The sequence below is a fragment of the Streptomyces sp. NPDC039609 genome, assembly GCF_055596705.1.
In genome coordinates, this window is the sequence record NZ_JBVIUJ010000011.1 from 197,100 (window position 1) to 212,298 (window position 15,199).

The window sequence follows — 15,199 nt, forward strand, 5'->3', positions numbered from 1 at the left end:
GAAGGGGGGCCGCCCCGGCGGGGCGGCCCTGGTGGGAGGAGCGGTCAGTTGCGGAAGGTGTCGTTCAGGACGATCCGGCCGGAGGCGGGGACCGTCGCGGTGCGGTTCGCACCGGATTCCCAGGTCACGTTGCCCGCGGCGTCCTTGCGGATGTACTTGTACTCGAGGGCCGTGCCGGCCGGCAGGGAGACGTCGAGCTTCCAGACGGGGTACGAGGCCGGGTCCAGCTTCAGCGCCGCGGACGGGGACCAGTTGCCCAGGTCCGCGCGGTTGCCGGTCACGTAGATGTTCTGGCCGGAGACCGTGGTGGCGTTGACGTTGAACGAGGCGCCCGTGGCGGCGGGCGGCGGGGTCGTCGTACCGCCGCCGCAGTTCTTCGCGTTCACGTGCAGGGCCACGGCCGTGTTCGATGCCAGCGTCGCCGTGAACTGGCCCGCCGAGTTCACCGTCACGCTCGTGTTGGACTGCACGTCGCAGTAGGTGCCGGCCGGCAGCCCGGTCTGGAACGTGCGGGTCAGCGACGAGGCCTCGTGGTTGATGGCGACGTACGCCTTGTCGCCTCGGCCGAACGCGATCGCGTCGTTGCCGTTGTCCCACCAGTTGCCGACCGCCGTGCCGCGCGCGGCGTTGCGGAAGCCGACCATCGAGGCGATCTCGCGCCAGGCGTGCTGGCACTTCCAGCCGTCGCTGTAACAGGCGTTGACCTGGCCGCCGTTGGGCGCGCCTGCGTCCTTGTCGGACCACTCGTAGCCGGAGTGGACGTCCGGGGAGCCGTAGGGCCAGGCCAGCATGAAGACGCTCGCCAGGGTGTAGGTCGCGCCGTTCTTGTAGTTGAGGGTGTCGCCGCCGCGCTCGGTGTCGTGGTTGTCGACGAAGACGCCGGACTTGCCGGAGGACATGTAGCCCCAGGACTCGCCGAAGTTGCTCAGGTACGACAGCTTCTCCGAGCCGAAGATCCGCTTGAGGTCCCGTGCGTAGCGGAACTCCTGGACATCCCCGTTGCCCAGGTACTCGCTCGGGGAGACCGCCTCACCGGCCCCGTATATCGCCTCCTGCTTCCAGTAGACGCCCGGGTTGCTCAGCCGCGACTTGATGTTCGCGAGGTCCGCGGCCGGCATGTGCTTGGCCGCGTCCACGCGGAAGCCGTCCACGCCGAGGGAGAGCAGGTCGTTCATGTAGGCGGCGATCCGGCCGCGTACCCAGTCCTCGCCGGTGTCGAGGTCCGGAAGGCCGACGAGCTCGCAGTTCTGGACGTTCGCCCGGTCCTGGTAGTTCGAGATCGTGGCCCGGCAGTCGTCCATGTCGCCGCCCGAGTACAGGCCCGGGTAGTCGTACTTGGAGAACGAGGTCCCGCCCGTTCCCGTGCCCGACGCGTTCGCCATGTGGTTGATGACGGAGTCGGCGACGACCTTCACGCCCGCCGCGTGACAGGTGTCGATCATGGACTTGAAGGCGGTGCGGTCGCCGAGAGGTCCGGCGATCTTGTAGCTGACCGGCTGGTACGCGGTCCACCAGGTGGAGCCCTGGATCCTTTCCTGGGGCGGCGAGACCTGGACGTAGCCGTAGCCCGCGGGGCCGAGCTGCTCGGTGCAGGCCTTCGCCACGGAGGCGAACTTCCACTCGAACATCACCGCGGTGACGTCCTTCTCACCGGGCGGGGCGGCCTGTGCGGGGATCGGCGCCGTGACGGCCACAGCGGCTCCCGCCACAAGGGCGAGTGCAGCGGCCACGGTCTTTCTGGCCATGTTGTCCTCCTGCTGACTTCACTGTCGCAAGATGTTGCCGAAACTAGCAGCAACTGTTTTCAGCCGTGACCGTACGAGTGCCCCGACCCCCGGTCAACCCTTGGGACCCCTCGATGCAGGGAGTTACGCAAGGAGTTGCAGCGAGGTTCCGGCCGGCGGCTGCGCCGTGGACCCGCGTACCACCAGCTCCGGCTGGAAGACGAACTCCGTGCGCTGCACGGGGTTCCCCTCGACCTCCTCCAGGAGCGCGCCCACCGCCGCCGTCGCCATCGCCTGCACCGGCTGGCGCACGGTGGTGAGCGGCGGGTCCGTGAACGCGATGAGCGGAGAGTCGTCGAAGCCGACGACCGACACGTCACGGGGCACGTCGAGTCCCCGGGCGCGCACGGCACGGATGGCGCCGAGCGCCATCAGGTCGGAGCCGCAGACGATCCCGGTGCAGCCCTGGTCGAGCAGGATGTCGGCGGCCGCGTGTCCGCCCTCGACACCGAACAGGGTGGGACGGACGAACCGTTCGGCCTCCGCCCGCTCGATCCCGAGCAGGTGGTGCAGCTCGGCCGCGAACCCCTCCGCCTTGCGGCGCGAGGGCACATAGCGCGTCGGGCCGATCGCCAGACCGATCCGCTCGTGGCCCAGCTCGACCAGGTGCCGTACGGCCATCCGCGCCGCCGCCCGGTCGTCGGGCGAGACGAAGTTGGCGTCGACGCGTTCGTTGAAGCCGTTGATGAGGACGAACGGGACGCCCCGCGCGGCCAGTCGGACGTACCGCTCCGGGTCGGCGCTCGCGTCGGCGTGCAGCCCGGAGAGGAAGATGATGCCGGTGACCCCGCGCTCCTCGAGCTGCTCGACGAGCTCGTCCTCGGTGGCGCCGCCGGGCATCTGGGTACAGAGCACCGGGGTGTAGCCGTGCCCGGCCAGAACCTGCTCTATCACCTGGGCGAAGGCCGGGAAGATCGGGTTGGTCAGCTCGGGCACGACCAGGCCGACCAGGCCGGCGCTACGGCGTTTGAGCCGTACGGGACGCTCGTAGCCGAGCACGTCGAGCGCGGCGAGGACCCGGTGCCGGGTCGCGCCGGCCACCCCCGCCTTGCCGTTGAGGACACGGCTGACGGTGGCCTCGCTGACGCCCGACTGGGCCGCGATGTCCGCGAGCCGCGGGGCGCCGTTCCCGGCGCCCCGCGGCAGGGGGATCGTCACACCGCCCACCAGACGGTGGTGTCGGCGGGCAGCTCCGCGAAGCCCTCCCCGTGGGAGACGGGCTCGTTGGAGAGAAGGAACCGGCCGGGCAGCGGGACGGAGATGGCCCGACCGGTGGTGTTGGCGGTGCAGACGAAGCCGTCGCGGCGGAAGGAGAGCACGCCCTCGGGCGCCTCCAGCCACTCGATCTCCTCGCCCGCACCGAGCCCGGGCTGTTCGCGGCGCACGGCGAGCGCGCTGCGGTACAGCTCCAGGGTGGAGCCGGGGTCGCCGGCCTGTGCCTCGACGCTGAGCCCGCCCCAGGTGGCGGGCTGCGGCAGCCAGCTGCCGCCGCTGCCGAAGCCGTACGAGCTGCCCTCGACGGTCCACGGGATGGGGACCCGGCAGCCGTCGCGGAAGCCGTCCTGGCCGGTGGCCCGGAAGAACGACGGGTCCTGGCGGACCTCGTCGGGCAGGTCGGTGACGTCCGGCAGGCCGAGCTCCTCGCCCTGGTAGACGTAGGCGGAGCCGGGCAGCGCCAGCATCAGCAGCGTCGCGGCCCGGGCCCGGCGCAGACCCAGCTCACGGTCGCCGGGCTCGCGCAGCTGGGTGCCGAGGCCCGCCGGGTTGGCGAAGCGGGTGGCGTGCCGGGTGACGTCGTGGTTGGAGAGCACCCAGGTCGTCGGCGCACCGACCGGCCGCATCGCGGCGAGCGAGGCGTCGATCACCCGGCGCAGCTCCTCGGCGTCCCAATGGGTGCCCAGGTACTGGAAGTTGAAGGCCTGGTGCATCTCGTCGGGGCGCACGTAGTGCGCGGTCCGCTCGACGGTCGGGGTCCACGCCTCGGCGACGAGGACGCGCTCTCCGTCGTACTCGGAGAGGACCTGGCGCCAGGAGCGGTAGATCTCGTGGACGCCGTCCTGGTCGAAGAACGGCATGACGTCGTTGCCGAGCAGCTTGAGCTGGTCGTGCGCGCCGATGTCCGGCAGCCCCTCGGCCTTCACCAGGCCGTGGGCGACGTCGACGCGAAAGCCGTCGACGCCCATGTCGAGCCAGAACCGCAGGATGGAGCGGAACTCGTCGCGTACGGCGGGGTGCTCCCAGTTGAAGTCGGGCTGCTCCGGCGCGAAGAGGTGCAGGTACCACTCCCCGGGGGTGCCGTCCGCCTCCTCGACCCGCGTCCACGCGGGGCCACCGAAGATGGACTCCCAGTCGTTGGGCGGCAGTTCACCGTTCTCGCCCTTGCCCGGGCGGAAGTGGTAGCGCTCGCGCAGCGGGGAGCCGGGGCCCTCGCGCAGCGCGCGCTGGAACCACTCGTGCTGGTCGGAGGAGTGGTTGGGCACCAGGTCGACGATGATCCGCAGACCCAGCTCGTGCGCCTCGCGGATGAGCGCGTCGGCGTCGAGGAGGCTGCCGAACATCGGGTCGATGGCCCGGTAGTCGGCGACGTCGTAACCCGCGTCGGCCTGTGGGGAGGCGTAGAACGGGCTGAGCCAGACGGCGTCGACGCCGAGCTCCTTCAGATACGGCAGCCGGCCGCGGATGCCCTCCAGGTCGCCCATGCCGTCGCCGTTTCCGTCGGCGAAGCTGCGCGGATAGACCTGGTAGATCACCGCGTCTCTCCACCAACCCGTGTGCGTGCCGGTGGTCGGGGCGGCGGCGGGGGCAGCGAGGTGCTGGGTCATGTCTTCCTTGAGAGGTAAGGAGGGAGGTACGTGTGGGGTGTTCAGGGTCAGCCCTTGACGGCGCCGGCGGACATGCCGGTCACCAGGTGCCGCTGGGCGAAGAGGAACACCAGCGCCGCCGGGATGGCGATGAGCACCGAGGCCGCGGACATCGGACCCCACTGGGCGCCGTACTGGTTGACGAACTTCTGCAGTCCGCCGGCCAGGGTGAGGTTCTCGTCGCCGACCATGAAGGCGGACGCGTACGCGACCTCGCCCCAGGCGGTGATGAAGGAGTAGAACGCGGTCACCGCGAGGCCCGGCTTGGCGAGCGGCAGGATCAGGCGCCAGAAGGTGCCGAACGGGTTGAGCCCGTCGACCTGGCCCGATTCGTCGATCTCGCGCGGGATGGTGTCGAAGAAGCCCTTCATCATCCAGGCGCAGAAGGGGACGGCGATGGTGAGGTACGTGATGACCAGACCGGCGGCCCTGTTCAGCAGTCCGAGCGTCGCCATGATGTTGTAGATCGGCACGATCAGGACGGCGACCGGGAACATCTGGGTGATGAGCAGGGTCCACATCAGTCCGCGCTTGCCGGGGAACCGGAAGCGGCTGACGGCATAGCCGGTGGTGGAGGCGACGAAGACACCGAGGAGCGTGGTGAGGCCCGCGATGAGCAGCGAGTTGCCGAACCATGCGAGGAACTCGGTGTTCTCCAGCAGGTCGGTGTAGTTCGCGAGCGTCGTCTCCTTGAAGAAGTCGGTCGTGGTCGCGTACTTCGCCGGCTTGAGCGAGGTGAGCAGGACCCACAGCACCGGGAAGACGGCGATCACGGAGGCGACGATCAGGGTGGTGTGCAGCCCGATCGAGGCGAGCGGCGAGCGGCGGCCGCGGCGGGGGGCGTTGGTCGCGGTGGTCTGTGCGGTGGTCACCAGACTTCTCCCTGCTTGCGGAGGACTCGCCGGTAGATCGCGGCGAAGCCCATCAGGAGGATCAGGATGAGGACGCCCCAGGTGGACGACTGGGCGAAGTCACGGGGGCTGATCTCGAAGGAGAACTTGTACGCCTGGGTGACCAGGATCTGGGTGGCTTCGCCTGGTCCGCCCCGGGTGAGCAGGAAGATCACCGGGAACATGTTGAAGGTCCAGATGGTGCTCAGGAGGATCACGGTGGTGGACACCGAGCGCAGCCCGGGAAGCGTGATGTTCCGGAAGCGCTGCCAGGCGTTCGCACCGTCCATCTCGGCGGCCTCGTAGAGCTCACCGGGGATGGACTGCAGTCCACCGAGCAGGGCGACCATCATGAAGGGGACGCCCAGCCACACGTTGACGGCGATGACCGAGAACTTGGCCCAGGTGGGGTCGTTGAGCCACGGCACGGCGTCGATGCCGCCGCCGGCGAGGATCTGGTTGAGCATGCCGCGGCGCTCGTCGTACAGGAAGCGCCAGGCGAAGACCGAGACGAAGCCGGGCACGGCCCAGGGCAGGATCAGCATCATCCGGTAGAAGGAGCGGCCGGCGATCTTGCGGTTGAGGATGTTGGCGAGGCCGAGGCCGAGGCCGAAGGTGACGGCGACACAGCACACCGTCCACACCAGCGTCCAGCCGAGGGTGACGAAGAACTGTCCCCCGGTGAGAGCCTCGACGTAGTTGTCCAGGCCGACGAACTCGTAGGTCGCGGGGATCTCGTTGACGCCGATGCTCCGCGCGACGTTGCGCTCGTTGGCGTCGGTGAGCGAGAGGTAGATCCCGCGTACCAGCGGGTACCCGATGATCACGCCGATCACGATCACCACCGGAGCGACCATCGCCCAGGCGTACCAGTGTGTGGAGAGGGAACGGCGCACCTTTCCCCCGGGGGTGCCAGTACCACGGTGGCGGCCGCGGGCGTCGTCGCCCGCGGCCTTCACCGCCGACTGGCTGCTGGTGTCCACAGCCATCAGCCGGCCTGCCTTCCTAGTTACTTCCAGTCCTTCAGGAGCTTGCGGTAGGCGTCACCCGTCGCCTTGGCGCCCTGCTCCGGGGTGGCCTGGTTGGTGAGGACCTTGGTGTACTCGGTCTGCAGCGGCGCGAAGAGGCTGCCGCCCTCGGGGATCCAGGGGCGCTCGACGGCCTTCTCGACGACCGGCTTGAAGAAGCCGATCATCTCGTTGCTCGCGACGTCCGGCTTGATGTAGACGGACTCGCGGGTCGGGAGCAGGCTGAGCTCCTTGGCGGCGGTGGTCTGCGCCTCGACGGAGGTCATGTACTCGACGAAGGCGTAGGAGGCGTCCAGGTTCTTGGAGCCCGCGTACACGGCGAGGTTGTGGCCGCCCTGCGGGGCGCCCTGGCCGGCGGAGCCGGCGGGGACCGGCGCGATGCCGAGGTTCGCCTTGTCGGCGAACTCCTTGCCCGCGTAGGTGTCGGAGACGGCCCACGGGCCGTTGATCATCATCGCGACCTTGCCGTCCTTGAAGGCGGCCTGCATGTTGTCCCAGCCGTTGGTCGCGTCGGTGATCGCGGCCTTCGAGTCGACCAGGTCCTTCACGGTGGAGAAGGCCTTCACGCCGGCGGCGTTGTCGATGGTGATCTTCTTCTGCTCGGCGTTGGCCATGTCGCCGCCCTCGCCGTAGAGGAAGGAGAGGAACCAGTACGCGTCGTCGCCGCGCAGGTAGAGACCGGTCTTGCCGGTCTTCTCCTTGATCTTGGTGGCGACGGACTTGAGCTCGTCGACGCTCTTGGGGACGTCGACGCCGGCGTCCTTGAAGATCTTCTTGTTGTAGAAGATGCCCATGGAGTCGATGACCTGCGGCACGCCGTAGGTCTTGCCGTTGTACTTGGTGGAGGCGGAGGCCTGCTTGAGGAAGTCCTTGTCGTCCTTCAGCGCGGCGGTGCCGTCGAGCGGCGCGAGGTAGCCGAGGTTCGCGAAGTCCGGGGTCCAGGCGACCTCGGAGCGGATCACGTCGGGGGCGCCACTGCCGGACTGGGCGGCGTTCTTGAACTTGTTCTGCGCCTCACCGAACGGCACGTTCACGTACTTGACGGTGACCTTCGGGTGCTTCTTGGTGAAGTCCTCGGCCAGCTTCTTGAAGACCTTGTCCTCGCTGCCCACCGTGGAGGTGTCCCACCAGGTCACGGTGCCGGAGAGCTCGCCCGAGCCCTTCGAGCCGCCGCTGTTGCCGTCATCGCTTCCGCACGCCGCCAGGGTCACGCCCAGGGCCGCGACCAGCGCGGTGGCCGCTATGCCACGCCGCATGTGAACTCCTTCAACTGATCCCGGGGGGACGAGGGGCTGGAACCTGCCTCATGCGACCGCTCCCTCGCGGCGCGCCGGGTTGCCAGGAACGTAACAGGGATGAAAACGAGCCGAAAGAGCTTGCGAGAACTTTCTGCAAGGAGCGGCGATCGTTACATCGGCGTGTCCTGAAGGTTGCCGACGAGTCGCTTGACAGCGGGATTCGAGGGCCTCTTGCGGGGTGCGGGACGGCCTGCAAACCTTTTCATGACCGCTTGCAGGCCCGTTTCATGTCCGCTTTGACCTCGTTGGGCAGGAAGACGACCCACATCCGGAACACGCGAGAGGGACACCGCACATGGCCCACGAGCTCACCTCACCGTCGCCGTCGAACCTTGCAAGTCCTTGCGACAGCCGCACCGGCTGGTGGCGGGACGCCGTCATCTACCAGGTGTACGTCCGCTCCTTCTCGGACAGCGACGGCGACGGGATCGGGGACCTGCGCGGGGTACGGGAGCGGCTGCCGCACATCGCCGGTCTCGGCGCGGACGCGGTGTGGCTGACGCCGTTCTATGCCTCTCCGCAGGCGGACGGCGGCTACGACGTGGCGGACTACCGGGCGGTGGATCCGCTCTTCGGGGACCTGGCGGACGCCGACGACCTGGTGCGCGCGGCGCACGGGCTCGGCCTGAAGGTCATCGTGGACATCGTCCCGAACCACACCTCGCAGCGGCACCCCTGGTTCGAGGCGGCACTCGCCGGGGTGGGCCGGGAGCGGTACGTGTTCCGGCCGGGGCGGGGCGCGGACGGAGCGCAGCCACCCAACGACTGGGAGTCCGTCTTCGGCGGCCCTGCGTGGACGCGGGTCGCGGACGGATCCTGGTACCTCCACCTGTTCGCGCCCGAGCAGCCCGACCTGGACTGGACGAACGACGAGGTACGGGCCGAGTTCGACTCCGTGCTCCGGTTCTGGCTCGACCTCGGGGTGGACGGCTTCCGGATCGACGTCGCCCACGGCATGGTCAAGGCGGAGGGCCTGCCCGACATCGGACGCGGACAGCAGGCGAAGCTGATCGGCACCCAGCGGCTGCCCTTCTTCGACCAGGACGGGGTGCACGAGATCCACCGCGGCTGGCGCCGGCTCCTGGAGTCGTACGGCCCCGACCGCATCGGGGTGGCGGAGGCGTGGGCGCCGACGCCGGAGCGGCTCGCCCTGTACGTACGCCCCGACGAGCTGCACCAGGCGTTCAATTTCCAGTTCCTGAACTGCCCGTGGGACGCGGAGGCGCTGCGGTCGGTCGTCGACGCGTCGCTGCGCGCGACGGCGTCGGTGGGGGCGCCGACGACCTGGGTGCTCTCCAACCACGACGTCGTACGGCACACCACGCGGTACGGGAGCCTGGAGCGCGCGCGGGCGGCGGCCCTGTTGATGCTGGCGCTGCCCGGCTCGGCCTACGTCTACCAGGGCGAGGAGCTGGGCCTGCCCGAGGTCGCCGACCTGCCGGACGAGCTCCGCCAGGACCCGGCGTTCTGGCGCGGCGACGGCCAGGACGGGCTGCGCGACGGCTGCCGGGTCCCGCTGCCGTGGACCGCCGAGGGCCCGTCGTACGGCTTCGGTCCGGCCGGCTCCTGGCTCCCGCAGCCCCGCGAGTGGGGAGCGCTGAGCGTCGCCGCGCAGACGGCGGACCCCGAATCCACCCTGGAGCTCTACCGCGAGGCGCTGAGGATCCGCCGCGAGCACCCCGCCCTCGGCGCGGGCGACGCCGTCGAGTGGCTGGACGCCCCGGAGGGCGTGCTCGCCTTCCGCCGCCGGGCCGGGGGCGGCGACGTCGTGGTCACACTGAACACGACGGCACGGCGGGTGGACCTTCCGCTCACCGGAACGCCGCTCCTGAGCAGCACGACGCGCGGCAATGGCGGGGAGGGCGACGACCCCACGGCCGAGGCCCCCCACCCGCGGTTCGCCCCTGCTCCGCCGGACGGCGGCGGCCGTGTGTGCTCCGTTGCCGGCCTGTCGACGGGCGAAAGCCCGCGCGCGCGGCACCTCGCCGGTAAAGCCGAAGGAGGCATCGGCCCGGCCCCCGAAGGCCCCCACGGCGACGGGGGAATCGGGGGCACCGCCCCCGTACTCCCCTCCCCCGCAGGGGAATTCGGCCGCGGCGCCGCGCTCGCGCACAACGTCCGGGTTCCCGCCGACTCCTGCGTTTGGTGGGCAATCTGACATGCGACCGGTACAGTCCAATCCCATGACCGCGCGGCTTGCCGACATCGCAGCCCAGGCGGGGGTCAGTGAAGCCACAGTCAGCCGCGTGCTCAACGGCAAGCCCGGTGTGGCCGCGGCCACCCGTGAATCCGTGCTTGCCGCACTCGACGTCCTCGGATACGAGCGGCCCGTACGACTGCGTCAGCGCAGTGCCGGGCTCGTCGGGCTGATAACCCCCGAACTGGACAACCCGATCTTCCCTGCGCTGGCGCAGGTCATCGGGCAGGCCCTGACACGTCAGGGCTACACCCCCGTCCTCGCCACCCAGACCCCCGGCGGGTCCACCGAGGACGAGCTCACCGACATGCTGGTCGAGCGGGGCGTCTCCGGGATCATCTTCGTCTCCGGGCTCCACGCCGACACCACCGCCGATATGACGCGCTACGACCAGCTGCGTGGCAAGGGTGTCCCGTACGTCCTCATCAACGGCTTCTCGCCCAAGGTGCAGGCGCCCTTCGTCTCGCCCGACGACCGGGCCGCGATGCAGCTGGCCGTGACGCATCTGGCCGCTCTCGGGCACACCCGGATCGGGCTCGCCGTGGGGCCGAAGCGCTTCGTGCCCGTGCTGCGCAAGATCGAGGGGTTCCAGCGCGGGATGAAGGAGCGGCTCGGCCTCTCCCCCGAGGAGTCCGAGGAGCTGATCCAGCACTCGCTGTACACCCTGGAGGGCGGGCAGGCCGCCGCCGGCGCCCTGATCTCCGCGGGCTGCACGGCCGTCGTGTGCGCGAGCGACATGATGGCACTCGGTGCCATCCGGGCCGCCCGCCAGCAGGGTCTCCAGGTCCCCAAGGACGTCTCCGTCGTCGGCTTCGACGACTCGCCCCTCATAGCGTTCACCGATCCGCCGCTCACCACCATCCGGCAGCCCGTGCAGGCGATGGGGCAGGCGGCGGTCAGGGCACTGCTCGAGGAGGTCGGGGGGACCCCCGCGCCGCACAGCGAGTTCGTCTTCATGCCTGAGCTGGTCGTTCGCGGTTCAACCGCTTCCGCGCCGCATCAGGGCAACCACTGAGCCGGGGCTCCCTCTCAGGTTGGAGCGTGTGCGACCCGAACCCGTCCGAGGGATGATCGGACGGGGGGCGTGGATCTGGCAGACTCTCCTCCTATGGGTGAATCGACCGTGAAGAGTTTGGAAGGCCGGACGGCGGCTGCCCCGTCACCCATGTCGGACGGTGGCGGAGTGCGGGCACGCCTTCGCGCGCCCCGACGTCCCAGGATCTGGTTCGAGATCCTGCTGATCGGCGTCAGCTACTGGACCTACTCGCTCATCCGCAACGCGGTACCGGAGCAGAAGGCCCAGGCGCTGAAGAACGCCGACTGGATCTGGGACGTGGAGAAGTCCGTCGGCCTGGCCTTCGAGCAGACCGTCAACCACGCCGTCAATTCGGTGACATGGCTGATCGTGTCGATGAACTACTACTACGCCACGCTGCACTTCGTCGTGACCATCGGTGTGCTCGTGTGGCTGTACCGATGGCAGCCGGGCCGTTACGCCGCGTCCCGTACGGTCCTGTTCGCCACCACCGGTGTGGCGCTGGTCGGTTACTACCTGTATCCGCTCGCGCCGCCCCGGCTGATGAACGGCGAGAGCTTCGTCGACACGGTCCTGGTGCACCACACCTGGGGTTCGATGGCCTCGGGCAACCTGAAGCACATGTCGAACCAGTACGCGGCCATGCCGTCGATGCACATCGGCTGGTCGCTGTGGTGCGGTCTGACCATCTTCGCGCTGGCCTCGGCGCCCTGGGCGCGCATCCTCGGTCTGCTCTATCCGGCCGCGACCCTGGTCGTGATCGTCGCCACCGCCAACCACTTCTGGCTGGACGCGGTGGGCGGCATGATCTGCCTGGCCTTCGGCTTCGCCGTCTCCTACTTCTGGTACGGCGCGCTGCCGCAGCGCCTGCCCAAGCTGGTGGAGACGCCCGCACCGGTGGCGCAGGGCGGTCCACCCCCGGGCTCCGACGAGGAGCCGGAGACGGACCGCGCGCGCGCCTCGTCGAAGGTCAGCTCCGGTACGTGATCCTTCCGCCGGCCGTCGTGAGCCGGATCGGCGCCTGTGCGGTCTCGTCGCCGGGTGCCGTCACGGGGTCGACCGTGAACGCGGTCAGATCCGCCCGGTGGCCCGGTGCGATCCGCCCCGTGACCTTCTCCTCACCCGCCGCGACCGCCGCGTGCGTGGTCATGCCCTCCAGCGCCATGAGACCGGTCAGGCCGGGGCGGGCCGAGGCGGCGCCGCGCGGGGCCTGGGCGGTGGCCAGGACCTGACGGGCGTCGTAGTGGGCGATCGGCCAGTCCGAGCCGAGCGCGAGGTACGCGCCCGCGTCCCGAAGGTCCCGGCAGCGCCAGGCGCGGTCCGCCCGCTCGTCACCGAGTCGCTTGGACCACTCGTCCGTGTGGTCGGCGCGGGTGTAGGCGGTGTGCGGGGGCTGCATCGAGGCGACGACGCCGAGTGCGGCGAACCGGGCGAGCTCGCCGTCCGGGACGGTCTCGATGTGCTCGATCCGATGCCGGGCGCCACCGGCACCCAGTGCCTCCACCGTGTCGAGGACGTGCCGGACGGCCGCGTCGCCGATGGCGTGCGTGGCAGTGCCGACGCCGGCCTCGTGGAGGTGGCGTACGGCGGCTGAGTACGCGGCCGGTTCGGGCCAGAAGGCGTCGGTGCCCTGGCCGTGGCAGTCGGCGTGTTCCAGCCAGGCGGTGCCGCCCTCGACGGTGCCGTCCATGAAGAACTTCACCCCGCCGACCCGCCACAGCCGCCCCGACCGCTCCTGGAGCCGTACGAGCTCCGCCAGCTCCTCCGGATCCGCACCGGGCATGCACCAGGGGGCGAGCCTCAGGCGCAGCGGCAGATCGCCGTCGGCCTCCAGGGAGGTGAGCAGGCCGGGCACGTCGTGGCCGCCGAGGTCCATGACATGGGCGCCGGTCAGTCCGGTGGCGGCCATGGAGGTCAGCAGCTCGACGAGCCGGTCACGTCGCTCGGCGTAGGGCTGGGTGGGGAGCACGGGCGTCATGAGGTCCATGGCGGCGTGCTCGATCAGATGGCCGGTGGGCCGCCCTTCGGCGTCGCAGACGATCTCGGAGCGCTGCGCGAAGGCACGCGGCCCGTGGATGCCCGCGGCTTTCAGGGCCGCCTCGCCGACGAGGGCGGAGTGGCCGTCGTAGAGCCGCAGGAAGGCGGGGGCGCCCCCGAGGACGTCCTCGATGAGCTCGCGGTGGATCGGCCGGCCGCCGAAGACGTTGTGGTCGAGGGCGAAGCCGATGATCCAGCCGTCGCGGCGCTCGGTCGTGGCGAGGACCGCGCGCAGCTCGTCGAGGTCGCGTACACCGGAGAGGTCGGTGCCCGTGAACATCTCCAGGCCCCAGACGGGGTGGCTGTGGGCGTCGGTGAGGCCGGGGGTGAGGGTGGCGCCGCCGAGGTCGACGGTCTCGGTGCCCGCGCCGCGCCAGGCGCGGGCGTCGGTGTCGTCCCCGACGGCGGTGATCAGTCCGTCGCGGACGGCGACGGCAGTGGCGCCGGTGAGCTCGGGATCGCGGACACGGGCGTTGACGAGGACGAGGTCGGGTGCGGACACGACGACGATGCTCCTTCTGCGGTCTTCTCGGTTTCGGGCTCTTCGGCTTCGGGCTCTACGGTCTCGAGCTCTTCGGCTTCGGGTTCCGCGGCGAAGTTCGCGTAGATCTCGGGGCGCGTACGGCGCAGCCGGTACGCGAGCAGGAGTCCGAGGACGAACACGGCGGGGACGAGGGCGAGCAGGACGGTGTTGACGGTGGCGGAGGCGCCGGTGAACAGCTCGACGTGGAGGGCGACGAGCGCGATCGCCCCGGCAAGCAGGACGAAGGCGGTGACGGGGGCCACCACCGTGCGCAGCGGTCCCTCGTCGTGGCTGATCCGGCGGAAGAACAGCGGCACGGCGAGCGCGGCGAGCAGCTGGAGCACCATCAGACCGATCATGCCGGGGGTGTTCACCCAGAGCAGGAGCTGCTGGTACGGGTCGGCTCCCGCGGCCGCGAAGGCGAGGACGACGGCCGCGCCGAGGACGGTCTGCAGGATGCCGACAAGGTACGGGGAGCTGTGGCGGGGGTGGACGCGGCCGAGGGCCTTGGGCAGGACGCCCTCCTCCGCGAGGGCGAGGCCGTAACGGTTGATCGCGTTGTGGAAGGCGAGGAGCGAGGCGAGGACGCTGGTGACGATGAGGATGTGCATCAGGTCGGCCGCCCAGGCGCCCACATAGGTGGTGATGGCGGCGAAGAAGAGGCCTCCGGGGTCGTCGGTCGCGGCCCGGACCACCTTGTCGTCGCCGAAGGCCTGGATGACGGTCCAGACGACGAAGGCGTAGAAGAGGCCGAGGAAGGTGACGGCGATGTAGGTGGCGCGGGGGACGGTCCGGTTCGGGTCGCGGGCCTCGCGGCGGTAGATGACGGTCGACTCGAAGCCGGTGAAGGCGGCGAAGGCGAAGGCGAGGACGGCCGCGCTGCCGGGGACGAGGACGTTGCCGGGCGTGAACGAGGCGAGGGAGAGCCCGTCCGCACCGCCGTCGAGGAGCACGCCGCCCGCGAGCAGGACGAGGATGCCGGTCTCGGCGACGAGCAGCACGCCGAGGACCTTGGCGCCGAAGTCGATGGAGCGGAAGCCGCCGTACCAGATGAGCAGGAGCCCGGCGAGAGAGACGGGAAGCCAGGGGATGTCGACGCCCCAGAGGGCCTGGGCGGTGTCGGCGGTGGCGGTGCCTAGCAGCCCGTAGACGCCGATCTCCATGCCGTTGTAGCCGAGCATGGCGAGCAGCGCGGCGGCGATACCGACGGGCTTGCCGAGGCCGCGGGTGATGTAGGCGTAGAAGGCGCCGCCGCTCTTCACGTGGCGGCTCATGGTGGTGAATCCGACGGCGAAGACCGCCAGGGTGATGCCGGCCAGGAGATAGCCGGCGGGTGCGCCGATGCCGCCGAGGACGACGGCGATCGGGGCGACGCCGGCCATGACGGTGAGCGGGGCGGCGGCGGAGACGACGAAGAAAGAGATGTCGGCGGTGGAGAGGGTGCCGGTTCTCAGCCCCTTGGGCGCGTCGGAGGTCGATGAGGACATGGGAGGGGAAGCCCTTCCGCGAAAGGAAACCTAAAGGCTTTCGGTTTGCGGCAATGTA

At 70.1% G+C, this 15,199-nt stretch carries 11 protein-coding genes; 3 read left to right on the forward strand and 8 right to left on the reverse strand.

Features of this window, described 5'->3' with window-relative positions; genetic code table 11:
* Positions 1–44: 44 nt before the first annotated feature.
* From ACZ561_RS30050 to ACZ561_RS30075, 6 genes are all read right to left on the reverse strand, one after another.
* On the reverse strand, positions 45–1,745 hold the full coding sequence (locus tag ACZ561_RS30050) for a carbohydrate-binding module family 20 domain-containing protein (protein ID WP_471000818.1): 1,701 nt from the start codon (positions 1,743–1,745) through the stop codon (positions 45–47).
* A gap of 123 nt (positions 1,746–1,868) precedes the next feature.
* Positions 1,869–2,951 (reverse strand): LacI family DNA-binding transcriptional regulator, encoded by a 1,083-nt coding sequence (locus ACZ561_RS30055; RefSeq protein WP_471000821.1) that lies wholly within the window; start codon positions 2,949–2,951, stop codon positions 1,869–1,871.
* Positions 2,939–4,606 carry a glycoside hydrolase family 13 protein gene (locus tag ACZ561_RS30060; RefSeq protein WP_471000824.1) on the reverse strand — a complete coding sequence of 556 codons (1,668 nt, stop codon included), beginning with the start codon at positions 4,604–4,606 and terminating at the stop codon, positions 2,939–2,941. Before ACZ561_RS30060 ends, ACZ561_RS30055 begins: the two co-directional genes overlap by 13 nt.
* Positions 4,607–4,653: 47 nt before the next feature.
* Positions 4,654–5,520: a sugar ABC transporter permease gene (locus ACZ561_RS30065; protein ID WP_376438007.1), complete on the reverse strand. Its 867-nt coding sequence runs from the start codon at positions 5,518–5,520 to the stop codon at positions 4,654–4,656.
* On the reverse strand, positions 5,514–6,524 hold the full coding sequence (locus ACZ561_RS30070) for a carbohydrate ABC transporter permease (protein WP_471000827.1): 1,011 nt from the start codon (positions 6,522–6,524) through the stop codon (positions 5,514–5,516). Before ACZ561_RS30070 ends, ACZ561_RS30065 begins: the two co-directional genes overlap by 7 nt.
* Positions 6,525–6,544: 20 nt before the next feature.
* Positions 6,545–7,819 carry an extracellular solute-binding protein gene (locus ACZ561_RS30075; protein ID WP_471000830.1) on the reverse strand — a complete coding sequence of 425 codons (1,275 nt, stop codon included), beginning with the start codon at positions 7,817–7,819 and terminating at the stop codon, positions 6,545–6,547.
* Between the two features lie 337 nt (positions 7,820–8,156).
* Between ACZ561_RS30075 and ACZ561_RS30080 the strand changes: the two genes are divergently transcribed.
* From ACZ561_RS30080 to ACZ561_RS30090, 3 genes are all read left to right on the forward strand, one after another.
* Entirely contained in the window at positions 8,157–10,019 is a 1,863-nt protein-coding gene (locus tag ACZ561_RS30080; RefSeq protein ID WP_471000833.1) for a glycoside hydrolase family 13 protein, read from the forward strand.
* Between the two features lie 25 nt (positions 10,020–10,044).
* A complete protein-coding gene (locus ACZ561_RS30085; protein ID WP_329121277.1) occupies positions 10,045–11,073 on the forward strand; it encodes a LacI family DNA-binding transcriptional regulator in 1,029 nt (342 codons plus the stop codon).
* 93 nt (positions 11,074–11,166) lie between these two features.
* Positions 11,167–12,081, forward strand: coding sequence for a phosphatase PAP2 family protein (locus tag ACZ561_RS30090; protein ID WP_471000837.1), 915 nt, complete (start codon positions 11,167–11,169; stop codon positions 12,079–12,081).
* On the opposite strand, the gene ACZ561_RS30095 is transcribed toward ACZ561_RS30090, so the two are convergent.
* Positions 12,065–13,633: an amidohydrolase gene (locus ACZ561_RS30095; RefSeq protein WP_471000840.1), complete on the reverse strand. Its 1,569-nt coding sequence runs from the start codon at positions 13,631–13,633 to the stop codon at positions 12,065–12,067. The two genes, ACZ561_RS30090 and ACZ561_RS30095, sit on opposite strands and share 17 nt — an antisense overlap.
* On the reverse strand, positions 13,543–15,141 hold the full coding sequence (locus ACZ561_RS30100; protein WP_471000843.1) for an APC family permease: 1,599 nt from the start codon (positions 15,139–15,141) through the stop codon (positions 13,543–13,545). The genes ACZ561_RS30095 and ACZ561_RS30100 overlap by 91 nt, the downstream gene beginning before the upstream one ends.
* Between the last annotated feature and the right edge of the window lie 58 nt (positions 15,142–15,199).